General features: G+C 30.5%; 16 protein-coding genes and 1 pseudogene. 1 reads left to right on the top strand and 16 read right to left on the bottom strand.

Annotated features, from left to right (window positions below; translation table 11 throughout):
• Positions 1 to 5: 5 nt before the first annotated feature.
• The 16 genes and pseudogenes from LPB302_RS10415 to LPB302_RS10340 all read right to left on the bottom strand — a co-directional run.
• The gene (locus LPB302_RS10415; protein WP_231658704.1) at positions 6 to 1,190 is read right to left on the bottom strand and encodes a hypothetical protein; all 1,185 of its coding nucleotides are present in this window, start codon (positions 1,188 to 1,190) and stop codon (positions 6 to 8) included.
• A gap of 13 nt (positions 1,191 to 1,203) precedes the next feature.
• Positions 1,204 to 2,799 carry a RagB/SusD family nutrient uptake outer membrane protein gene (locus LPB302_RS10410; RefSeq protein WP_053973608.1) on the bottom strand — a complete coding sequence of 532 codons (1,596 nt, stop codon included), beginning with the start codon at positions 2,797 to 2,799 and terminating at the stop codon, positions 1,204 to 1,206.
• 6 nt (positions 2,800 to 2,805) lie between these two features.
• A complete protein-coding gene (locus LPB302_RS10405; protein WP_053973609.1) occupies positions 2,806 to 6,036 on the bottom strand; it encodes a SusC/RagA family TonB-linked outer membrane protein in 3,231 nt (1,076 codons plus the stop codon).
• Between the two features lie 276 nt (positions 6,037 to 6,312).
• Complete coding sequence (locus LPB302_RS10400; protein ID WP_053973610.1) at positions 6,313 to 6,690, bottom strand: cupin domain-containing protein; 378 nt, start codon at positions 6,688 to 6,690, stop codon at positions 6,313 to 6,315.
• A 15-nt stretch (positions 6,691 to 6,705) separates the two neighbouring features.
• The gene (locus LPB302_RS10395) at positions 6,706 to 8,967 is read right to left on the bottom strand and encodes an alginate lyase family protein (protein WP_053973611.1); all 2,262 of its coding nucleotides are present in this window, start codon (positions 8,965 to 8,967) and stop codon (positions 6,706 to 6,708) included.
• Between the two features lie 86 nt (positions 8,968 to 9,053).
• A complete protein-coding gene (locus LPB302_RS10390) occupies positions 9,054 to 10,556 on the bottom strand; it encodes a T9SS type A sorting domain-containing protein (RefSeq protein ID WP_053973612.1) in 1,503 nt (500 codons plus the stop codon).
• 151 nt (positions 10,557 to 10,707) lie between these two features.
• The gene (locus LPB302_RS10385) at positions 10,708 to 11,472 is read right to left on the bottom strand and encodes an SDR family NAD(P)-dependent oxidoreductase (RefSeq protein ID WP_053973613.1); all 765 of its coding nucleotides are present in this window, start codon (positions 11,470 to 11,472) and stop codon (positions 10,708 to 10,710) included.
• Between the two features lie 13 nt (positions 11,473 to 11,485).
• Positions 11,486 to 12,586 (bottom strand): polysaccharide lyase family 7 protein, encoded by a 1,101-nt coding sequence (locus tag LPB302_RS10380; RefSeq protein ID WP_053973614.1) that lies wholly within the window; start codon positions 12,584 to 12,586, stop codon positions 11,486 to 11,488.
• Between the two features lie 16 nt (positions 12,587 to 12,602).
• Positions 12,603 to 13,877: an Nramp family divalent metal transporter gene (locus LPB302_RS10375; protein WP_053973615.1), complete on the bottom strand. Its 1,275-nt coding sequence runs from the start codon at positions 13,875 to 13,877 to the stop codon at positions 12,603 to 12,605.
• A gap of 18 nt (positions 13,878 to 13,895) precedes the next feature.
• Complete coding sequence (gnd, locus tag LPB302_RS10370; RefSeq protein WP_053973616.1) at positions 13,896 to 15,296, bottom strand: NADP-dependent phosphogluconate dehydrogenase; 1,401 nt, start codon at positions 15,294 to 15,296, stop codon at positions 13,896 to 13,898.
• On the bottom strand, positions 15,289 to 15,780 hold the full coding sequence (locus LPB302_RS10365; protein ID WP_231658705.1) for a gluconokinase: 492 nt from the start codon (positions 15,778 to 15,780) through the stop codon (positions 15,289 to 15,291). Before LPB302_RS10365 ends, gnd begins: the two co-directional genes overlap by 8 nt.
• 5 nt (positions 15,781 to 15,785) lie before the next feature.
• Entirely contained in the window at positions 15,786 to 16,808 is a 1,023-nt protein-coding gene (locus LPB302_RS10360) for a polysaccharide lyase family 7 protein (RefSeq protein ID WP_053973618.1), read from the bottom strand.
• A gap of 18 nt (positions 16,809 to 16,826) precedes the next feature.
• On the bottom strand, positions 16,827 to 19,127 hold the full coding sequence (locus tag LPB302_RS10355; RefSeq protein WP_053973619.1) for a chondroitinase-B domain-containing protein: 2,301 nt from the start codon (positions 19,125 to 19,127) through the stop codon (positions 16,827 to 16,829).
• Positions 19,128 to 19,283: 156 nt separating this feature from the next.
• On the bottom strand, positions 19,284 to 20,714 hold the full coding sequence (locus LPB302_RS10350; protein WP_053973620.1) for an SLC13 family permease: 1,431 nt from the start codon (positions 20,712 to 20,714) through the stop codon (positions 19,284 to 19,286).
• Positions 20,715 to 20,783: 69 nt separating this feature from the next.
• Entirely contained in the window at positions 20,784 to 21,917 is a 1,134-nt protein-coding gene (locus LPB302_RS10345) for a PepSY-associated TM helix domain-containing protein (protein ID WP_053973621.1), read from the bottom strand.
• A gap of 242 nt (positions 21,918 to 22,159) precedes the next feature.
• Positions 22,160 to 22,357, bottom strand: a pseudogene (locus tag LPB302_RS10340) (adenosylhomocysteinase); the annotation flags it as partial.
• 26 nt (positions 22,358 to 22,383) lie between these two features.
• On the opposite strand from LPB302_RS10340, the gene LPB302_RS10335 reads away from it, so the two are divergent.
• A complete protein-coding gene (locus LPB302_RS10335; protein WP_053973622.1) occupies positions 22,384 to 25,152 on the top strand; it encodes a DUF7619 domain-containing protein in 2,769 nt (922 codons plus the stop codon).
• Positions 25,153 to 25,194 lie beyond the last annotated feature (42 nt).

Raw genomic sequence — 25,194 nt, 5'->3', positions numbered from 1 at the left:
ATATTTTATTGTTTTACTGTAATATCAAAAGCATCTAATCTGCTTTCTACACCTGAACCTCTTAATAAAATTATTACAGACTCATTTGTACCTGCCTCAAAAGTAAGTGCATGTTTCTTAAAAACATTATCTACTCTGCCAATGTTGTTATCTGTTCTTTGTGCTATAATATTAGCATCTAACTGTGCATCTGCTAAACTATCTGCATTTGTATTAATGATAGAAACTGTTAAATCTCCAAAAGAATTTTCTTCAAATGCACTAAAATAGGTTAATACATAAGTTGCACCTGGAGTTACTTCAATCTCTTGATAACCAGTTCTTGTGCCATCTGCAGGAAATTTAGCTGCTTGCCTACCATCAGGTAAATTTGGTGCATCTACTGGATTAGTATCTGTGTTGATTTGGAATACACTACCCCATCTTGAACTACTTGGAGCTCTCCAAGAATCTCTACCATCTCCTGTACCATCAAATAAGCTATTGTCTTCAAAACTTGGCTCTCCAATTTCTGGAACTGGAATTTGAGGTACTGCTTGGTTTACTGTAATTAACTTTTCTGTGTATTCAGATTTTCCTAAATCATCTGTAACTGTTAAACCAACAGTGTACGTATCTGGTCCAGGAAAAGAGAAAATTAATTCTTGATCTTGTAAAGTTGCTGCAGGTAAAGCCGCAATTTGAGCTTGTAAATCTGCAACTGCTGCTAAAGTTTCATCTGATAAAGCATCTTGCTCTATTTGTAACTGCACTCTAAAATCTGCCAACTGTGCTTCTAAAACATCAATCTTTGCTTGATTTGTTTCACATGGTAATTTAAACTCAATTTTTGCAATTTCATTTTCAATAGCAACCACTGTTGCCAATTGTGCGTCTATTTGTTGTTCTAAAACTGGTAAGTCTTTGTTTATTAAAACAACACCTGCATCTGGAGTAACAGACCACTGATACTGTGTACCATTTACAGCTAGATTAGAACCTGCTTGAAATTGAAAATCATAATTTGCTGATAATTCTACATCATTACAATCAAATTCTGATGATGATACATCTGAAAAATTGTAAAATGGAGTAGGATTTGTAAAATCTGGTAGATCTCCAACTCCTGGTAAATCGTCATCTACACATGATACAAAGAATAACAGCGAGGTTAGAGTAATATATGTAAATCTAGATATCTGCTTTTTCATAAGTCTATAAATTTTAGTATCCATTATTTTGTTTGTAAAAATTAGGTAAATTGTCTATTTCCCTTTGTGGAAATGGTAAATATTTTTTTCCACTTGTGTAGTTAAGACTATTGTTTGTAGAGAAAGTTCCTAAAACGTTGTCTGCTTCATTAAATCTAATTAAATCGTACAAACGTTGGTTTTCGTAAACAAATTCTACTTGTCTTTCATCCAATAAAGCTTGTTTCGTTAAAATAGCTTCTTCATCTAAACCTGCTCTTGCTCTAACTTGGTTAAATGCGTCTAAAGCTCTTGTATCTGTAGTAGAATCTCCACCAGCTAAAATTGCTTCTGCATATAATAAAAGTACATCTGCATATCTTAAAACAATCCAATCATTATCACCAATTTCACCATCTGTTGGGAATTTAGCATTAAAAGTATCGTTTGTAATATCTGCAGGATTGTATGATAATGCATCTATACTTGCATAAAATCTTACTGGCTGCTCTTCTGGCTTAATAACTCCTAAAAATTCTAAAGTTGCTATGTTAACACCATTTGAAGGCCCTTGTAAAGTCATTGCAAAACTATGAGATTCAGAATCTGTTTCTACTTGATCGTCTAAACCACTATCACTAGTTACATAATTATCACTACTTACTAAATCGTAAGCAATAGAGAAAATAACTTCATTGTTAATCTCTAAACCTGGATTGTTAGACCATGAACCGTCTAAAACACCATCTGTATAACCATCCGAAATTTCGTTACCAAAAATGTTTCCATAATCAATAACTAAATTCGCATTGTACTCATCATCTGTTAACAAATCGTTTGTAGGATCTAGTGGATCTGCATTAAACTCAAACTGTCTTGCATTACTTCTTTCTGTAAATAATAAGTTGTAATTATAAGAAGCACTGTTTTCTACAACTGATGCTAATAATAATTCAGCTTCTCCATAATTAGGACTTGGCTGACTTAAATACGCTTTTGCAGCTAAACAAATAGCAGCACCTTTTGATGGACGATATCTGTTTACTGTTGCTCCATCTAAATAGGCAATAGAAGTTTTAAAATCATTTATGATTTTTTCATAAACTTCTGCTTCTGGCAACTGAGGATAATCTAATGCCTCATCTTTTGTTACATCTAAAACTTTATCTATATAAGGCACATTTTGGTATGCTCTTACTAAGTTAAAGTGACATAAAGCACGCATAAAATAAGCTTCACCAACAGTATATTGTTGACTTTCTGGAGCTAAAAACCTATTATCTATAATTGTATTTGCATGTTTAATTGCATGCATATTGTTTGAATAATATGTTGCAACATCTCCATTATTAGGATCTACGTTATAAGAACTGATTAATGGAAAGTTTCCATTTTCTGAATTTGCTCTTACATTATCTGACCTTAACTCAGTTAAATAAAATTCATTTGCTGGTACTTTTTGATAGGCATCTAACACACCATTAGAAAGTGCAATAAAACCATCATCTGTCTGCAATAATTCTTCTAAAGATAAAGCAGTTGGATTGCTAAGATCTAATTCAGTTTCACAACTTGTCAATAAAGCTAAGAAAGAAAAACCTACTACTATATTTTTATATATATTTTTCATAATTAATTAAAATTGAAAGTTAATACCTGCTGATATTGTTCTTACTATAGGACCATCTCCTCTTTGATAACCTGCAGTTAAAGGTGTATTTGCATTATTTGATGTTTGACCTTGTGCTTCTGGATTAAAACCTTCATAACCTTTAGCAGTAAAGAACAATAAGTTTTCACCAGTTAAATATAATCTTAATCTGTTAATATTCAGCTTATCAGTAACGTCTGTAGGAAAAGTATATCCTAATGTTAAATTTCTTAATGCTATAAAAGAAGCATCTTGAATATGATCATCTGTAAATCTTCTGTGTACTGTTAAATCTCTATCTGGAAAGTTAGAAACTTCGTTTACTGCAGACTCACTTGCATAGTATAATTGATCTAAATCTGCTACTCTAACCTCTGCTCCATGAGAACCTTGTAATTGTAAAGAAAGATCAAAATCATAGAAAGCGAAATCTGAATTGAAACCCCATTCGAAATCTGGATAAGGACTTCCTAATTCTGTTCTATCATCACCATCAATAATACCATCTCCATTTAAATCTTTTACATAAACATCTGCAAAATCATTATTGAATCTGTTAAAAGGATTATCTACCCACTCTAAAGGAATTTCTCTATCGTAAACCCAACCATAGAAAGATGTAATTGGTTGTCCAACTCTAGCTATAAATTCTGTAGGTCTAGTATCTTGATCGATTCTAGAAATAATTTGTTCATTATTACCTAAACTCTTTACTTCATTTCTGTTTAAAGAAAATTGTCCAGAGGCTGTCCATCTAAAGTTTTCTCTAGTGATAAGTCTAGAAGTTAATTCTAATTCTACCCCTTTATTTTCTACTTCACCTAAATTTTGTAACCAATTGTCTGTACCATAAGTTGCAGAAACTGGCGCAAATAATAACAAGTCTTCACTTGTTCTAATATAATAATCTGCAGTTAAGCTAAATAAACCACCTGCAAATGTTACATCTATACCCGGGTTAAATTCTATTAGTTTTTCCCATCCTAAAGATTGGTTTGCTAAAGTTATCCCCTTAACACCTGTATTTTGGTTGTAACTAATTGTACTAAAAGACTCTTCGAATCTATATAAAGATTCATATACATTATTTGATATTTGGTTAGATCCAGATACACCATAACTTGCTCTAAACTTTAAGAAAGAAATAAAGTCGTTATTTTCTAAGAACTTTTCATTAGATACTACCCAACCAACAGAAGCTGCTGGGAAAAATCCGAATCTGTTATCAGATCCAAATCTTGTACTTCCATCTGCACGTGCTGAAACTTGGAATAAGTACTTATCATCATAACTATAGTCAATTCTACCAAAGTAAGACACTAATTTGTCTGTACCATTGTCTGTAAATGTAGTTCCACCATCTGCAATGGCAATATTGTTATTAAAATCATTAGTATAACCTACAGCTTCAGATTGTTGTCTGTAGAAATCTCTTTGAGTATATTCAAAACCAAGGATACCATTAAAGTTATGTTTCTTAATTTCTCTCTTATACTTTAAAGTAGATTCAAATGCATATTGATTTAATTCATCTCTACCTTCAAATCTAAAAGATTCCTGATCTCTGTTTTCTTGACCAAAGAAAAAGTCGTCTGCAGTTGTTTTATTGTGTCTGAATACACCAGAAACAGTTTGTCTAAAGTTTAAACCTTTAGCTAATTTAAAATCGATATAAGAAGAAGCGTTTAATGCTAATTTCTTTTTAGTTCTAGATCTTTCTAAAAAGTGAACTAATGGATGTACATTTTTAGTGGTAGATAATGTTAAACCACCTGAAGTTAATGGACTTGCAATTGGCAAACCTGTAACAGGATCTCTTAAAATAGCTCTTGGATTGTTAGGGTCTGTTGTAAAAACGTGATCAAAAGCTCTAGAGAAACCATAACTTCCTACTCCTAAATTTTCGAATAATTTACCAGCGTCTGTAGATACACCAACATCTGTAGAAAACTGTGTTACGTAATCTAAATGATCTTCATTTAAGTATAAAGGCAGATGTCCTAATTGTCTTAATGGATCTGTAAATCTAGAAGGTAATCTTTCTTGATCATTATAGTTTACACGAACATTAGCTCCGTATTTAATTTTTTTGTTTTTTGATTTGCTATCAATTTTAACTCTAATATTGTACTTATTAAAGTTATCTTTTAAAGCAATACCTTGATCTTCTAACACTCCCAAAGAAGCGGTATATGTTGTTAAATCTGTACCTCCTCTAGCAGCAAAAGAATGGTTTTTAATAAAACCACCTGTAAAAATTGCATCTTGCCAATTTGTTTCACCTCCACCTAAAGAAGCAATAAAATCCATAGCTTCTAACTCTGCATATGCATTGTTATAATCACTATTAATTCTATCAAAATTTGGACTTGTAGGCAAAATAGCAGATACTTCACTTTGTAAACCATTTAACCTAGCTCTTTCTTGAGCAATTGTAGTATTAAAGTTATCGTTGTTTGTAGAAAACTTATATCCTGTAAACGTGTTGTATGAAAATGATGTTTTACCAACAACTCCCTTTTTTAAGGTTACTAAAATAACTCCATTTGCTCCACGTGAACCATAAATGGCCACAGAAGAAGCATCTTTTAAAACACTTAAAGACTCAATGTTATTATTATCTATTGTTGCTAAAATATCTGGATCTGTACCCAATACAATACCATCTACAACAATTAATGGTGATGATGATCCTGTAACAGAACCTGGACCCCTTAAAGTAATTTTAGGATCTCCACCTGCTTCTGAAGCAACAGTTTGTATTCTTAAACCAGCGACTCTACCTCTTAAAGCGTCTTCTACTCTGGCTACAGATTGTTTTTGTAAATCATCTCCATCTACCTTAGTTAAAGCACTAGTTATGGTTTTCTTTCTTTGATCTCCATAACCTACAATTACAATTTCATCTAAAGTACTAGCATCTTCTGATAAAGAAATGTTTAACTGCTTTTGATTAACAAAAGGAATAGTAACAGTTTTAAAACCTAAATAAGAAATTTGAATAATCTCACCAGATTTTACTTTAATTTGAAATTTTCCATCAAAATCGGTTCCTGTACCCTTTTTTGTATTTAGAACTAAAATGTTAGCTCCAAAAATTGGTTCGCCATCAGCTTCTGAAGTTACTGTACCTTTAACTGTAACTTCTTCTTGCGCATACAAGAAAGAACAGCATAAAAGCAATGTAAATAAGACTGATTTAATTTTTAAATTCATAGTCAATGTATTGAATTATTTGGATTAAAATATATTCTAATGAATTGATTCACAGAATATCTAAACTTATTTTAAATTCCAGTTACACAAACCTTAAAAACTGGTTTACCAAACTGGTTTACCAAACATATATCTTTTTTTGCGACTTACCAAGTAATTTCTTAAAAAAAGGTTAATTAAATGGTAATTTGTTAATTTTTAGACAAAAAAAATATCGTATTTGAAGTTTAAATAATTCAATACGATATTTTTTGTAATAAACTGATTTGGTTTTATCTACTTATCCTTATCTCCAAAATACGAAGGTCCATCACCAGTTAAAAAATCTTCTCTTACTGGGCTAAAAGTATCTATCAATTGCCCTTCTTCTAAACAGATTGCACTATGCAGTAAGTTAGGTTCTATGTAAACACCATCTCCTGCTTCTACAATTTGTTTTACACCATCAATTTCAAATTCGAACTTACCTGAAACACAATATGTTGCTTGTGTATGAAAATGTTGGTGAGGTGAACCTAAAGCACCCTTTTCGAACTTTACACTAACCATCATAATTTGATTGTCATAACCTAAGAATTTTCTTGATACACCTCCACCAAGTTCTTCCCATTCTAATTTATTGGCTATGATGTACTTGTCACTAAATCTTTTCATTTTATTATTGTTTAATTATTTGTAATAGTAAACTCCTTTCCAGTTTACGTTTTTATCTTCTAATTTAAAATTATGTGCTGTTGTTTGATTGCTATCTTTATTAGCTAAAATTAGATTTTTTTCTCTTCCATTTTTGAATACTATTTTTATAGCTGTGTAGTCTTCATCACTAGAAATTACTTCTATTTTTGAAAAATTACTATAAGCATTTGCTGCTACTTCTTTTACAGGATTGTAGGTTCCATGAGATTCTATTATAGAAGCAAATGTTGTGTTTTGAGTATTGTTCTTTCTAATAATAACTGATGGGTCTTTGCGCAAATTAAATTTAGGATCATTAGCACCAACTCTGGCTAAAATGATCTCATCCTTTTTATCTGTAGCAGACGTTAACGTATAAAACCTTCTATTATCTAACCACGTAAATTGAATACTTTCTGCATTTGCAGTGCCATTACCTTCTTTCCAAATATGATTGTAACCATATTTATCTCCTAATGTTGATAATGATTTTGGTACAGAATACTCAAAACTAGTTGCTATGATTTGTCCAAAATAATGAAAAGGTAAATCGTATTGATTTTTTGCATTAGCCTGTAAATTAAAAATATCTACAATAAATGGTTTTTCGATTGCATCATCTTTAATCATAATTAAAGTTCTGTGCATCTCACTACCTGGGTATGCATTTTTTTCTTTTGCACTTACAATTTGAAAACTTTTATCTGATGCATCAAAAATAAATTGTTCTGGATGGTTTTTGCTCCCAGTTTCAAAATCATATTTGTAATGTGAAACACCATTTTGAACAACAGTATTATGAGCTATTGTATGTTTGGCATAAGTTTTATTCTCTTTCAAATAACCTCCACCATTTTTTTGTTCAACATTCACAAAACGCGATAATCCATAATCTTGTAAAACCTCATCTCCATTTTCGTAAAGTGAAAATGATAACTTATCATAATGCCCATGACTTAAACCTTGGGCAGCATATTTATATACTAAAGCTAATGTTTCTTCTTGATTATTATAACGTAAAATTCCTATTCCACCTTCATCTCCTTTAGAACCATCTGATAACATCATAGATTCTTTTACAAAAGGTTGTTCTTTATTTGCATTTAAATCTTGTGCAACTTTTAAACCTGTTGCATCTAATTGAACTGTTCCCTGATTTTTTGCAACAGACAATAATCTAGCATCTTGAGAACCATAATAATAAGCAATATCTACTGCAGAGACTAAAGATGAAGTGTAATAAGACATCCCTTTTTGACCATCATTTAAAGGAAAGAACTCTCCATCTGCATCTGTTAAATTTAACAGAGCGTCAACAGCTTTTATTAAAACACCATCTTTATACTCAAATATTTTTAAATCTGGTTTTTTATTTTCTAAAGCTTCAGCAAATATTAGAAAGGGATACATTGCATATCTTTGATAATAAGGACCTTCTGTGTAAAATCCATCTGGTGAAAATGGCGAATCTACATTTGCCAAAAATCCTGCTTTACCTTCTTTATCGTAAATAAAACCACCATCATTATCTTTCTCATTCAAATCAACATCTCCTTTATCTAAACCATATAAAGATCTGTTGATAAGCTCTTCATCATCCATTACTAAACCAATCATACCTACAGCAACATTACCCCAAGTTGAATGGTTATGCACTCTGTTAAAATATTTTGGATTTTTTACAGATAAAAAATCTGCATAAGGTCTAAATAAGTTTTTATTTAAATATTCTGTTTGATCTTTTGGTAACCAATCATAAATACAATCGTAAGCTTGACTAGTGTATACTAACCAATTAGAATCATTTAAACATTGCCAAAAAAACTTACCTGTAGCATAGCTTCTTGGCTCTGGATGTGTATCAAAAGTTGGAAAAATCTTAGCATATTCTAATAACATATCTCTTACAAAAATTGCATATTTTTCATCTTCTAAAAGTTGAAATAACACACCTGCTTTCTGCATGTTTGCATAATTTAATTTATGCTGAGTATGGGTATAACCTCCAGCCATATCTTTTGGCATTGGCACATCTATACCTTTCTCTATTGCAGCGTCTACCTCTTCTTTTGCTAATGCTAATGTTTCATCAAAAATAGGAATAGCTCCTAGTTGAGATTTGATTTCGCTCACTGCTTGTGAGGTTAAAATTAAATTAGGATGATTTCCACTATCTGTTACATCTACAGAATCCTTGTTATTAGAGCAAGAGATGAATAGTATTGATAGTATAAAAAGTTTAGCAATTTTTAGCATTGTAAATTTTTAGTGTTAGTGTATAAAAATAAGAACCTCAAAATTTTTACATAATGAAGTTCTTATTATTAATATGTATTAAAAATCTAGTTCTTAATAATCTTTTTAGTGGCAATTGAATCTCCACTTGCTATTTTTAGAATATACATTCCTTTTGATAAGCTAGATACATCTACGCTGTTATTAACAACATTTGTAACTTGTAAAACTCTTTTACCAATTACATTGTAAACTTCTACTCCTGAAATAGCTTCTGCAGAAGAAATATTTATAAAAGAATTGGCTGGGTTAGGATAAACGGTAACCTTAGATGCAAATACATCATCTATAGATGCTGTACCAGGTTCTCCAACAACAATACTTCCTATAGCACTTTCATTAGCTGGGTCTGCAGGAGGTCCAACAACGCTAAAACCATACTGTACGATTAAACCTGTAGCTAATTCTGCAGCTGTAGCTGAAACAGAAAATTCTTGCCCAGCAGCCGTTAATTCAACAGTCTTGTTAACTACAGTTGCAAAAGAATTAGGATCTAATGCTTTTATGAAAGCTGTAACTGTATAAGCATCATCTAAATTATCTACATTAACAACACCTTCAAAAGTTAAGTCTTCGCCATTATAAGCTGTATTACTTTCTGTGTAAGAACTAGCATCAACATATTTATTTGGTGTTTTTGGGTTTGTATCAAACCAAGAAGCATTGCCATCTTCACCTGTCCATATTGCAAAGTTTGGCTGTAATGTTACAGATGTAGCAGTTTGTGTTGTTTTCATGTCTGCTACTGGATAACCAAATCCAAATGCAAATGAATTATCTAAATTAAAAGCATTCATATAACCAGAATCAAATGTAGTGGTACTTGGAGTTACTACTGTACCTGTAGATGATGCAGCCTTTTCAACTAAACTTATATTATCATAAAAAACTTCATTAGAACTATCTACTGCTGCAGAAGCTCTTACATATATTACAACTTGATTCGTTGATGCAGTAAAATCGAAGGTTGTTACTGTGAAATTGTTAGTAGTTGCATTCGATTTACTTGAATTAAAATCATTAGTAATTTGAACATAGTGATCTACTGTAGCGCTTGAACCTGTAAGACCGTCTTCTGAAGCTATTTCTGTGTTCAAAATAAAAACATCCGATGGTACATTCTCAGCCTCAGAACGAGATTCTATTGAAAAGGTGTATTCCTTTCCTGCTTCAACAGCTACTAATTGATATAAACGACGACCTACTGAACTAATTTTAACTCCACCAGTTTTTACACCTTGGTCTGCACCTGCTGAATAATCCCAGTTTCCATCACTAGAAGAACCTGGTTGTTCATTACTATCTCCAGTTGCTGTTGAAAGCCAATCAGCTAAATCTGAATTATTCCAAAGTGCTCTGTAAGGACTATCAATCTCTGCTCCAGATTCATCAATAATTTTTGAGTTTGGAGTCATATCCCAAGAATCAGCGTTATCTTTATTATCAGGAACTGTATGTATATCACATGTTCCATTTAAAACCAAATTGGTCTGCCCAAATGATAATGCGCTTATTAAAGTAAAGCAAACTATAAGTAATGTTTTTTTCATAAGATAAGTGTTTGTTATTTTAAATAAATTATTGGTTTACCAAATTGGTTTACCAACTTAGTTTCCAAAAATACAAATAAATATGAATTATAAAAATTTATTTTGGTTAAATTAAGAACTTGATTAATAATAGATTAAAACTTTACATATTCTACATATTATAAACACCTCCATTAATATCTAAAGTTGCTCCTGTAATAAAACCATCGAATTCTGAAGCTAAGTATAAAACTGCACGTGCAACATCATCTGGATTACCTGCTCTTTCTATTGGAATACCTGCAATTGTATTTGCTGCAGATTCTTTAGTTGTGTGAGTATCATGAAATAAAGTTCCTAAAATTAAACCAGGAGCAACAGCATTTACTCTTATGCCTTTTGCACCATATTCTGTTGCTAACGCTCTTGTAAATGTTAAAATTGCTCCTTTACTTGTAGCGTAAGCTAAAGAACCAGGATGCCCTCCTTTTCTACCAGCTAACGATGCTAAATTTACAATACTACTATTTGTATTTTTAGACAAATAAGGTTCTGCAGCTCTTGTAACCAACATCATAGAGGTTAAATTGATATCCATAACTTTATGCCAAAAATCGGTTTGCATATCTTCTAACAAACTTCTTGCTACTAAGGAACCTGCATTATTTATTAAAATATCTAAACCACCTAAAGCACTTATAGTTTCCTCAATTAAATGGTTAGCATCTACATCTTTTGTTAAATCGCCTTTTACAGCAACTGCTTTTACTTTTTTAGTTTTTGCAATTTCTACTAATTCATTAGCTGTATCTGCACTAGAAAAATAATGTATTGCAACATTAGCTCCTTGGGCTATAAAATGTTTTGTTATTGCTTCTCCTATACCTTGTGCACCTGCTGTAATTAGTACATTTTTGCCTGCTAATTTCGTATTCATATCTTTTAATAAATTATTTTACTTTATCATTTTTTGAAAAATAGCCTTCGTTAGAAACTACATTATCACTAATCTTTAAACTTCCAGATTTAAACCAAACCTCTACATAATTGCCTGTTTCATATTGTTTTGTAACATCACCATTAAATGTTTCTGCTCCTGAACACCAATTTCTATTTACTTCTGGTGATTTTCCATTGGTTTGATTATAAGCACCTAGCTTAAAAAAACATCCTTCACCTTCATAAGCATTTTTGCGCTCTACCCCATCTTGACCTATAGGAAAAAACAACTCTTTCGTTTGTTGAGGAATTTCTGCTTTAGTAGTGTATTCTGATTCGATTAAGTTTTTTGAAAAGGTTTTTGTTTCATGATTATCGCTTTTAAACGTTAAATTCATAATACCATCTTTTACTTCAACTTCGTAGGTAAACTCCTCACCTAAAGCAATTCCGTCTTTTGGTTCTGCTGGAACTTCAGTTGCTGAGGGACCAACTACTGAAAAGTCATGACCCCAAACTGCAGTTGAAAAATCCCATCTGCCTGAATTATCATCACCTTTGGTATTAATTTCATAATGCCAAAAAACAGAACCTTTTGTGTGACCAGGATAAATTTTATAGAAAATTTTTAAAGGTTCATTCTCATGCTTATCTGCACTATGAATTTGACCAACAACTACAGAATGTGTTGCAGCAACTGTTTCATCTCCAGTAGCAGAAACATTCATTACTTTTAAAGTAGCAGTCATTTTTTCATCAGCCGTTTTTGGATACCACTTTTTTAACTGCGCTAATTCTGTTCTTGTGTTATTTGATGTTCCATGAGTGTTACCTCCATTTGGCGCTTTAAAAACAACCCAGTTATTATCACCTTCAGTTTGCGTATAGAAATACTCTTTATTTTCGAAATTGGTTGGAACACCAACATTAGAACCATCACCCAAAATAAGTTTCCAATGTTGAAAAAATGGAATAACATCACTTGCGTAAACTGTTTTTGATTCGTTTACATCTTTTGTTTTCTCTATTGCTTTTTTACAACTAACAGTAGCAAGAACAATAACTAATAAGCCAATAATTACTTTAGTAGAGTGTTTTTTATATAAATTCATAATTTTTGTTTTATCATTAAAAATAATCGAGTAACGCTAAAATTCCATTATAAGAAATTACAAGTGAGAAAAATAAGGCAGCATACATACCTATGTACACACCTATGTTGGTTTTATAGGTTTTCATTACTTTTTTACTACTTAGTAAAATGATGATACCTAGGATGACTAAAGGCAATACAAATACATTAAATACTTGAGATAATATTTGTATTTCTATTGGATTTGTTCCAAAAGCTGGACCAATTAAAGCTACTAAACATGCTATTGCAGTAATAGTTCTAAATTGTTTAGAACTTGTATCTAAAATACCTGATTGATAATCTGCAATTAATAATGGCGCAATTAATAAACATGGAAAAATAGAAGATAAACCTGCACTTAAAGCCCCAAAAAAGAAAATTGTAATAGCCCATTTACCAGCAACAGGCTCTAATGTATTTGCCATATCTAAAACATGAGTAACTTCTTTACCTTCATAAAATAATGCACCTGCAGCTACAGCCATTATTGTTCCACTAATTATAAATATTAAAATAGCTGCTGTAATAGAATCTTTCTTTTGTTGGTTTAGATTCTTAATCGTCCAACCTTTACCTTTTACAAATAGTGGTCTAGATAAAAATGTGGCTGCAGCCATTGTTGTACCTACAAAAGCAGCTACTAACATTTTACCTCCTGGAACGTCTGGAATTGTAGGTATAAAACCCTTAATAACATCTGCAGATAAAGGCTGTACCATAAATAAGGATAGGATGAAAGACAAGCCCATTAAACTTACAAAAATGACTAAAATCTTCTCGAAAAAAGTGTACTTACCCACCAACATCAACAGGTAAAAAACTACAATAACTATAATAGCAGTTGCTAATACAGTTTCGTATTTATAAGCTATTAAATCAGGAAAATTAAGTGACAGAATTTCGAAAATAATATTGGCAGATATTCCTAAAATACCCATAAGCGAATTCCATTGTCCAAAAGTAATTCCTATAATAATTGCAATGGCTAAAGGTTTCCCGAATTTTAAATGTTTTTTAAAACCAAAAAGCGCAGTTTCACCCGTTATTAAAGCAAAATTTCCATAGGCAAACATTAGTACTCCAGAAAACAAACAGCTTAAGAAAAGTACCCATAACAATTGCATGTTAAATTTACTACCTGCAACAATCATCGAGGTTACACTACCTGTACCAATAGTATAACCAATAGCAAAAATTCCTGGGCCAAAACCCAATACAATTACAATTAATCTTTTTAAAAGTGTTTTTTTGGTGTTGGTTGTTGACATTTGTATTGTTTTAAATTCTTAAACCCAATTTGTATGATAAAATTTACCTGAAGCATCATCTATTCTTTGATACTTATGTGCACCAAAATAATCTCTTTGTGCTTGTATAATATTTGCTGATGAATGTTGTGTAGTAATTCCATTAAAAAATTGAAGAGCTTCACTTAATGCTGGTGTTGTAACATCACTTAATACACAATCTGAGACTACTCTTTTTATTGATGGTTTACAATCAATAATCATTTTAGAAATTTTAGAATGGATTAAAATGGTATTCGTTTCTTTAAAAATGCTTACTAATTCTTCCATTAATGATGATCTTATGATGCACCCATTTGTCCAAATTCTTGCAATTTCACTTAAATTAAGGTTCCAATTAAATTTTTCAGACGCTTCTTGTATCAATTTAAAACCTTGGTAATGATTTATAATTCGTACAAATTGATACGCTTTTAACAAATCATCGTCTGCTAAGTTTAATCTTGAAACCGATTTTTTAATATACTCTTTGTGAAATTGCACTCTATGTTCTTTGTAAAAAGAAATATATCTTGAAAATAATGCTGAAGCTATTAATGTATTTGGCACTCCTAATTCTGCTGATGTAATTGTAGCCCAATTACCTGTACCCTTGTTACCTGCTTTGTCTAATATTAGATTCACCAACCAAGAATCACCTTCTTTTTTTCTAAAAATATCAGCAGTAATTTCTAGTAAATAGCTATTTGCATCGTCTTTAAAACTATCTAAAGTTTCTGCAATTTCATTGGGATTTTTACCTTTATGTTTTAGAATGGTAGCTACTTCTGCCAATAATTGCATCTCTACATATTCAATTCCATTATGCACCATTTTTATAAATTGTCCACTTCCTTCTGGACCTATGTATGTGCAACAAGGTAAATTATTTTTGTCTCTAGCAGCAATAGTTTCTAAAAATTGAGAAACATTATTGTAAGCTTCCTTAGTTCCACTTGGCATAATTGATGGCCCTTTTAAAGCACCTTCTTCACCACCTGAAACACCTGTTCCAATAAACTGAATTCCTTTAGTTTGTAAATAATCAAACCGTTCTTTTGTTTTCTTGTAGTTTGAGTTTCCCCCATCAATAATAATATCATTCTCTGATAAATAGGGCAATAAATTATCTATTACAATATCTATTGTTTTACCAGCATTTACCATTAACATTATCTTTCTTGGTGATGCTAAAGAAGCTACAAATTCCTCTACATTATCAAAAGCTAGTGCATTCTTTAGCTCTTGGTATTCTGCTTTAAAATTTTTAGCAACGTCCACCTCAACTTCATCTACATGTCTGTTAAACAAAGAAATTTTAAATCCTTTTTGGGCTAAGTTTCTACTTAGGCTTTTACCCATAACTCCTAAACCAAAAAGTCCGAAATCAGATTTACTCATGAGGTTGATTTTTAATAATTTCTATTATTTTAATTGGTGATAAATCCACTGAAATTTCTATTGCGTTTTTTGGTTTCTCTAAAATATCGAACTGCGATTGTAATAAAGCAGTTGGCATAAAATGATCTGCTCTTCTTTGCACCCTTTTCTGAATTAAATCAAAAGAACCTTGAAGGTGAATCCAAAGTGTTTTATCACCCAAACTATTATTTAAAATATCTCGATATTTTTGCTTTAAAGCAGAACAGACAATTACACAACTATTGTTTTTTAGTTGTGCTATTGCTAGCTTATTCAAGCTTTCTAACCAACCTTGCCTATCAACATCTGTTAAAGGTTTTCCTTCAGACATTTTCTGAATATTCTGCTGTGGATGAAAATCATCACCATCAAAAAAAGGAATGTCTAAATCTTGAGCTAGTAATTTACCAATGGTGCTTTTACCTGAACCAGAAACACCCATTATATAGTAGACTTTATTCACCTATTCTACTCTAAAGGTTTGGTGCTTTTACCAACAGTTGCTTCTTTAAACCAAACCTCTGCATAACTACCATTTTCATATTGTTTATTGATATCTCCACCATAAACTTCTGAATTGGTGCTTTTAGCATTAGCTTGATTGTAAGCTCCTTGTTTAAAGTAATTTATTTCTCCTGCATAGGCTATTTCACGTTCTACACCACCACCTTTTTCTCTATTGGCATAAACCCTTTTTACTTGATCTGGAACTTGTGCTCTTGTTGTAAATTCTGACTTTACTAAACTCTTTACAAACTTTACAGTTTCATGATTTTCGCTTGTAAAAGTTAAATACATAATGCCTTCATGAACATTAACTTCATAGCTAAATTCTTCTCCAAGTTCAATTCCATTTTCTGGTTCTAGAGGAAAATCTGTAGGGTTTTTACCAACCACAGAAAAATCATGACCCCAAACTGCAGTTGAGTAATCAAATCTACCAATGTTATCTCCTTCTGTGTTTATTTCATAGTTCCAAAAAACAGAGCCTTTAGTATGCCCTGGAAATTTCTTGTAATAGATTTTTAACGGTTCATTTTCATGACCTTCATCACTATGAATTTGACCAATAACTACTGAATAAGAAGAGGCTGCATTTGCATCTCCAGTAGTAGAAACGTGCATTACTTTTAAAGTACCTGTTAATTTACCTCCTTCTTCTGGAATCCAATGACGTTTTTCACCCAATTCTGTTCTAGTATTACTAGATGTTCTAGAAGTTATACCCGAATTTGGTGTTTTATAAACCACCCAATCTGCAACATCATCTGTTTGTACATAAAAGAAATTATCTTTTTGAAACTTTACTAAACTATCTGAACGAGTTCCATCTCCTAAAAGAATTTTCCATTTGTCCATAAACGGAATTACATCATTTGGATATTTAATTGCAGTTTCTTTTTCTGAAACTTTATTTTCTGATTTTGCTTGATCTTTTTTACAAGCAGTAACCATTAAAATTATAAGCGAAAGTATGAGTAATCTTTTCATCCTTTTTAGAATTTACTATTAATACATTAAAGTTTGTTTCAAGTTCTCTTCTGTTTTAATGATACCAGAATTCGAAATTGTATTGTTTGAATGCGAGTTGTTTTTTGCACCCCATAACAAAGCAATTAGTTTTACCTTATTATTTTGAAATACATTGTCTTTTATAGAAACATTAATAATACCTCTTGTGTTTAATAAAATTCTGTTCTTTTCTGATGCTCCACAATTTGTGAAAGTTGAGTTTTGTACTAGTAAATTACCCCCAATTGTAGATTCATCATAACCACCTCTATAATAATCGATTACATTTTGTTTTACATTGTTAAACGTACAATTATCTACGGTTAAATATTCTGTATTGTAATCTCCTCTATCATTGGTTTCTTCAGATAATTCTAAACCATTTTCACAATTTGAAATTGTTGTATTTGTAAATGTAATTTCTTCTGAAAATGCTTGTTTGTAAACCTTTAAGGCATAGTTGAAATTACTGATTTCAGAATCTACAACCTCTAATCCAAAATGGTTAGACATGTTTTGTTTTAAAGTCGCAAAAGCATGTTGTGTGTTTGCACCTTTTAGCTTAATGTTTTTTACTAATAATTTTCCATAAGGTTGTAATAAAAAAGCAGCTGAGTTTGCAGCTCCATTATAAATTAAGGTAACCTCTTCTGAAGATTGAATAGTTATAGTTTTATCGACAACAAGAGAATTTGTTAATTGATAATTACCTGCTTTTAGATCGATAATATCTCCACTTTCTGCAGCATTTAATTTCTCTATAAGTTCAGAAGCGCTAGCTACAGTGTGTGTAGTTGCTTCTTTAGCTTCAACTTCGTTAGAAAACCAATCTGCTCCATATTTTGTTTTATCTAATAAGTTTAGATTGATGTTTTCATCACTCAAAATCGCTCCAATTTGATTGTTATTCTTTCTAGATTTTCCCAATAAATCTTCTGTAATTACATCAAAATCGAAACCATTATATGGTTCAACATCACTAAACCCATTTACAGGTACAACTAAATTGCTACCAATATCTGTTACTGTTAAATCTTTAACCAATAAGCCTTTATCATTTTCAATGGCTACTCCATTATTGTCTATTACATTACTTTTAAATGTAACACCATCTGCTTTGTCATGCTCTATAATAGGGTTTGCATCTCCTTCTGAATTGTAAATTATATTATTTACAACCTCTGTTCTTAAAGGTCTTGCAGATCTAATTTCAGATTTTGGCAGCACAGCTGCTTGTGCAATGTTAGTACCAACTCCAAATTGAAAAGGTGAATCTGAATCTACAAATGTATTATAAGCAACAACTACGTCTGTTACTTGGTTGTATCTGTTTAAAGGAGATTTTGGAATTCCGTTCATTATTGCAATCGGACTTCTAAAATTCTTTCCTTTAATCTTGTAGAAAAGGTTGTTGGTTACCCAATGACCTGTGTTTATAATTCGAATTCCTCCATAATTTTCATTTTCTCCATCACCAATAAAATAATTACCATCTACAGACACATAATTTCCATGTCTTGTAACTACAGAACCTTCACTTTTATAGAACACATTATTTTTAATGATATTAAAGTTGGTCTTGCTTGATATAATTTCAACCTCTCCATTACATTCTTCAAACAGATTATTTGCAATGGTTGTATTACTAGGTGACATTGATGTAAAACTACTACCTAACTGAATAGTTTCTCCTCTTGCACCACCTTTTCTAGGTCTTGGTCCAAAATGATTATTTACTATTTTATGATAGTTTCTTATACTTTGATTTCCTTTTAAATCTACTCTAACAGTTGGTCCTCCATTGGTTTTACCTGCTAAATAACAATTGCTTAACTCATTGTGTTTACCATAAAATTGAACCCAAAGATTGTCTTTGTCTCTTTCTAAATTATTAAAATCTAGAATTACACAGTTTGTAACTGAGCTATGATTTGCAACATCTTTAGGACTCGTTCTGAAAGCGATTACATTCTTTTTTGGTGAATGTCCATTTCTAAAAAACAAACCACTTACTTGCAAATAATTTCCACTTAATTCCAGGCTAGATTCTCCTTCTATAAAAACTTCTCCTGCAGTTTCTGCACTTAAAGTTATAGGGGCATCTTCTGTTCCTTCTCCAACAAACTTTATGTTTACGTCTTTATATGTTCCGTTTTTAAGAACAATATTATCACCTTTTACAGCTTTGCTAAGTGCATCTGTTAATTCTGAAGTTGAACTAACTATAATATTAGATTTTTTCTCATCACAAGAAGTAATCACTAAAAATATAATGAAGATTTTAAAGAACTGTTTCATAAATAAAATAAATTGGTTGACCAGTTTGGTTTACCAAATATAATATTTATTTTGTAGTATGCAAGTAATGAGATATGTAAATGGATTTAATACTTTTTATATAAAAGTAATTCTTAAGTAAAAAGTTATCAATTAGCACAACATAGCACTGGTTTTTTAAAAGAATAAAGGAATTATAAACTGATAGTAAAATATGAGTAACAATACAGCAATTGTGTTTAGTACAACTCCTGCTTTTACCATTTGCTTTACTTTAACATAACCACTTGCAAATACAATTGCATTTGGTGGTGTAGCCATTGGTAACATAAATGCACAACTACTAGCCATTGTTACAGGTATTAATAAATTTAACATTGGTATATTTAAACCTATTGCAATACCAGCAACCACAGGCGCTAAAACTGCAACAAGAGCTACATTACTCATAAGTTCTGTCATAAACAGCATTAGTAGTATTAAAAGAGAGGCTGTTAGTAAAATATTAAAATTACCAGCTGCAATTGCATCTGTAATAACAGCTACTAAACCACTAGCAGCCATACCTTTTGCTAATGCTAAACCACCTCCAAAAAGTAATAGAATTCCCCAAGCTAATTTGCTGGTATCATTCCATTCTAAAACAAAATTACCTCTTTTAAAGTTCATAGGAATTGCGAATAAAGCAACAGCTGCTATTAAACTAATAATGGTATCTGATAGTTTTAATTCAGGAAATATTGCATTGATAATTGTTCTTGTAATCCATAGAAAAACGGTTATTCCAAATATGGTTAGCACTCTTTTTTCTTCGGATGAAATTTTACCTAATTTTTTAATTTCATCATCAATAACATTGGCTGATGCTGTAAACTTGATTTCTTTACAGGGAAACATCCATTTTACCAAAACAACATACACAGCAGCTATCATAATTATAGAAAAGGGTAAGCCAAAACTCATCCATCTTATAAATGAAATTTGAATGTTGTACTGATTTTCTAACAACCCAATTAAAACCGAATTTGGAGGAGTACCAATAACAGTGGCAATGCCACCTGCATTTGCAGCAAATGCAATACCAAGCATAATACTTAAAGCAAAGTTTTTATCGCCTTTGGTAAAACCATCTTCATCATTTATTAATAAACGAATTACAGAAATTGCTATGGGTAACATTACTACAGTAGATGCTGTATTACTAATCCACATACTCATAAATGCAGTTGCTAGCATAAAACCCAACACTACTTTTTCTGATGTTGTACCTGTTAATTTTACAATGTTCAGTGCAATTCGTTTATGTAGATTAACTTTCTCTAAAGCCAAAGCCAAAACAAAACCTCCAAAAAATAGAAATATTATTGGACTACCATAATTGGCGCCAACATCTGCAATTGGCATTACTTTTAGCAAGGGGAAAAGAATTAAAGGTAGTAAGGCTGTTACTGCAATATGAACACTCTCTGTAATCCACCAAATAACCATCCAAATTGCAACTGCAATAACAGCATCTGCTTTGGCTGAAACCATAGTTATTGGCAAAATTTGCAGTAGCAAAAACAAAATAGGCCCTAGAAATAAACCTATTTTTTGTGTAATTTTCATGTAGTTTTCTTAAGTAGCTGCAAAATAGTAAAAAGATTTTGCAAAATACTTTTTCTAATGAACCACAACCTATACTCGTTTTTTCTTCTTCTTTTTCTTTAATTTATTCAGCCAAATAATAGTACCTGTAACTGGTAAACTTGTGGCAATTAAACAGGCTAAAAAGTAAATTATTTTAGAAAAAGTTCCGAAAATTTCTCCTGTATGAATTGGTTTAATAAGCGATGCAAATTGTACGTTTAATGGTTTGTCTTTAAAGTATTGTACTTCTAAAATATCACCAGAAAGACTTAAGTATAATCTATCTGAAGTTACAGGAGACCAATTATTTTTGTTTGTTTTACTAATGCTAAAATAATTATTCTTTTTTGTTGGGAAACCTATAGAAACATCACCTTCATAGTTTAAAGTTTTGTTTGCAATTGACAAAGCTTGAGTATATGTTATAATTTTACTTTCTTTAAGATTCTTTGCATTAAACTTTGGTGCACTTCTATTAAATATTTTAGCGCCAATTAAATTACCCAAACCAGTTCTGTAGCTTGTAAATGACCAACACAAACCTGTAATACACATTATAATTAAAAATATACTTGCATAAAAACCTAGAGTATTGTGTAAATCGTAATTAACTCTTTTCCATTTTGCTTTGGTTTTAATTTTTAAACCTTGTTTTACGTTTTTCCACTTTAGCTTTTTAGGAAACCATAAAACAATACCAGAAATTGCCAAAAAGAAGAAGATAATAGTAGCTACACCAACAATAGGCCTGCCTATTTTGGTATCTAACAACAACCATCTGTGTAATCTAAACATAGTAGTTAAAAAAGCATCTGCGCTAGATTTTTCTACTTTTTTAATTTCTGCTGTATAAGGATTTACTAAAACTGTAAAACCTCTTCTTTGTTTAGGATCTTTTTTAACTCGAAAACTATAAGGTTTTAAATCATCAGCAGGTATTTTTACACTTGAAACTACTCCCTGATTATTTTCTGTTAACACAGATACTAAATCATCTACATCTAATTTCTGATTTTTTTTCTGAATCTGAAACTTTGCTGAAAAAGCATCTTTAATCTCATGCTCAAAAGCTAAAACTGTTCCACTTAAACATACTAGAAACAAAATAATTCCACTTGCTAAACCTAACCAAAGATGAACATCGTTTATAAATTTCTTTATACTGTATTTCTTTTTACTCATGTGATAATACTCTTTATTATTATCGGATTTCATCAAAATTTTAATTCTTTATAAATCCGTTCATTTAGAATCATTATAAATAGAGTGCGAAAATAATCACAGAAAAGTAAATTACAAAGTTTATTTAGATTAAATTTAAATAAAATTACTATCCATTCAATGTCAGCTCATTAAATAAAAAAGGTTCTCTCAATTTCTTGAAAGAACCTTAATTTTATTAATTTCCTAGTATTATATGTAGACTAGTATCTGTAATGTTCAGGTTTATATGGCCCTTCTTGAGTAACACCAATATAATCTGCTTGATCTTTGCTTAATTCTGTTAACTCAACACCAATTTTAGCTAAGTGTAATTTTGCTACTTTTTCATCTAAGTGTTTTGGTAACATGTATACTTTATTTTCATAAGCATCTGCATTATTCCAAAGTTCTATTTTTGAGTAAAAAATAATTTTTATATTTACTTATGAAAAAGATACTCCCTTTATTAATAGCATTTTTTTCTATTACTATACAAAGTCAAGTAATAGATATACCAGATGCAAATTTTAAAACTGCGTTACTAGATATTGGTGTAGACACCAATAATGATGGAGAGATAGAAGTTTCTGAGGCAATAGCAATAACAGAACTAGATTTTTATTTCAAAGATATTACAAGTTTAGTAGGTATTTCTTTCTTTAAAAATCTTACAAAATTAATCATTCACTCAAATTATATTGAAAGTTTAGACCTTACTGAATTAGTAAATTTGGAATATTTGGATACTAATTATGCCAGTGAACTGAAAGAACTGAAATTGCCAGAAAGTTATAATTTAAAAACACTTTATTGTAGCGAAAACAAACTAACTCATTTAGATTTAACTAATCTTACAAATTTAGAAATACTAGATTGTTCACTTAACGAACTTATAGAATTAGATTTAACTAATCTTACAAATTTGGAGATACTAGGTTGTTCAAATAACGAACTTATAGAATTAGACTTAACAAACAACTCTAAAATTATTAGTCTTAATTGTAATTTTAACAATCTTGAGAAATTAGAGATTTCAAATTTAGTAGATATAGAAATATTAGATATTGGTTATAATAACTTTGATACTATAATAGAAATACCAAATGTTATAGGTCTAACAAAATTAAATTATTCTGGTGCAAATCTTACCGACTTTGATGTTAGTAATATGCCTAATCTAAATGAATTAATTCTTAGTAGTAATAATTTGACAGAAATAGATTTGACTCAAAATCCTAAACTTGCTGTTTTATATATTAATAACAATCAAATTTCTACATTAGATTTATCTAATTCAAAACAAATATCAAACTTAAACTTTAAATCAAATAAGATTACTGAAATAAACTTGACTGGGTTAGGCAGTCTAGAACGTTTAGATACTTCCTATAATAACTTAACACAGATAGATCTTACTCAAAATCCTAAACTTGCTGTTTTATTGGTTAATAATAATGAAATTTCTACAATAGATTTATCTAACTCGAAAGAAGTATCTTATTTAAATTGTAGTGTTAATAAATTAACAGAATTAAATGTAAGCGAACTAAAAGAAGTCGTTCTATTTTATTGTACTGATAACCTATTGAAAACATTAGATTTATCAAAAAATTACAATTTACGATTTACAGAAATACATAATAATCTTTTAGAAACATTATTCATAAAAAATGGATTTCAGGAGGTTGAACAGAATAACTATGGCCAAACATATAGTAAATTAGGATGGTGGAATTATGATGGAAGAGAACAAACTTTAAAATATGTCTGTACAGACAATTTCTCAAGAGAAATTAGCATGTTTAAAAGTTCAGGTATAACAGTTAATCCTTACTGTAGTTTTACTCCTGGTGGAGAATATTATACCTTAAAAGGTAATGTTAAAATAAATAATATTGGCAATAGTTGTGATACAAACAGTATAAATTTTAGTGATTTAAAATTAAAAATCACTTACAAAACTGGAGATAGTGATTTTTATTCTGTTAATGCAGATGGCACTTATGAAGTTCACTTGCCAGAAGGAGAATACACAGTTGAACCGCAATTACTTAATCCTAACTATTATTCATCTTCTATAGATTCATTCACTGTTAATTTTCCAGATACTACATCTCCTCATGTGCAAAATATTTGTATTAATTCTAAAGGAGATTTTAATGATGTAGAAATTAACATAATACCTATTGATGAAGCAAGACCAGGTTTTGATGCAGACTATAAAATAATCTACAAAAATGTTGGGACTACACCAATTTCAGGAAATATTAACCTTACCTATAATGATAACGTGCTCGATTTTGTTTCATCGAACATGAGCATGACTTCGCAAAACATAGGGCAATTGAATTGGGACTATCAAGATTTAGAACCTACAGAAAAAAGAGAAATTCTTTTTACAATGAATTTAAATTCTCCAACAGAAACACCTTCGTTAAACAGTGGAGATATTCTAACGTATCAAGCTGCAATAAACCCAACAGAAAATGAAGAAGTAGAAATTAATAATTTATTTAACTTAAATCAGGAGGTTGTAAATTCATACGACCCAAATGATAAGACTTGTTTACAAGGCGATTTTGCAACACCAGAAATTATTGGCGAATATATACATTACTTAATTCGTTTCGAAAATTTAGGCACAGCAAGTGCTATTAATGTAGTAGTTAAAGATGTTATTGATACTGAAAAATTTGACATTGCTACTTTAGATGTTTATGATTATAGCCATGCCTTAAAAACAAGAATACAAAATATAAATAAAGTTGAATTTATTTTTGAAGGTATAAATTTACCTTTTTACGATGAAAATAATGATGGATATGTTGCTTTTAAAATTAAAACGTTACCAAATCTAAATGTAGGAGATACTCTTGAAAATTTTGCTGAAATTTATTTTGATTATAATCCAGAAATTGTAACCAACACAGCTAAAACAATAATTGAATCCCCTGCAAAAATTGATGAATACTATTTTAATGCTAGCATAAAGTTGTTTCCAAAACCAACAACAGATTTTATAAACGTTGACAGTAATAAACCTTTTAATATTATTGAAATTTATGATTTAAAAGGAAGCTTATTAAAAAAAATAAACTTTTCAAAAAACACCAACAAAACTAGAATTCCCGTAAACAATTTAAGCAAGGGAGTTTACTTAATTAACTTTAAAGCTGATAAATTGAAAAAATCGATGCGTTTTATTAAAGAATAAAAAAACCTCTCAATATGAGAGGTTTTTTATTTTTAAAGAAGA

Source organism: Polaribacter dokdonensis (assembly GCF_024362345.1).
Lineage (GTDB): Bacteria > Bacteroidota > Bacteroidia > Flavobacteriales > Flavobacteriaceae > Polaribacter > Polaribacter dokdonensis.
Note: the sequence above shows the minus strand (reverse complement) of the source record. Positions and strands in the feature narration are given on the sequence as shown.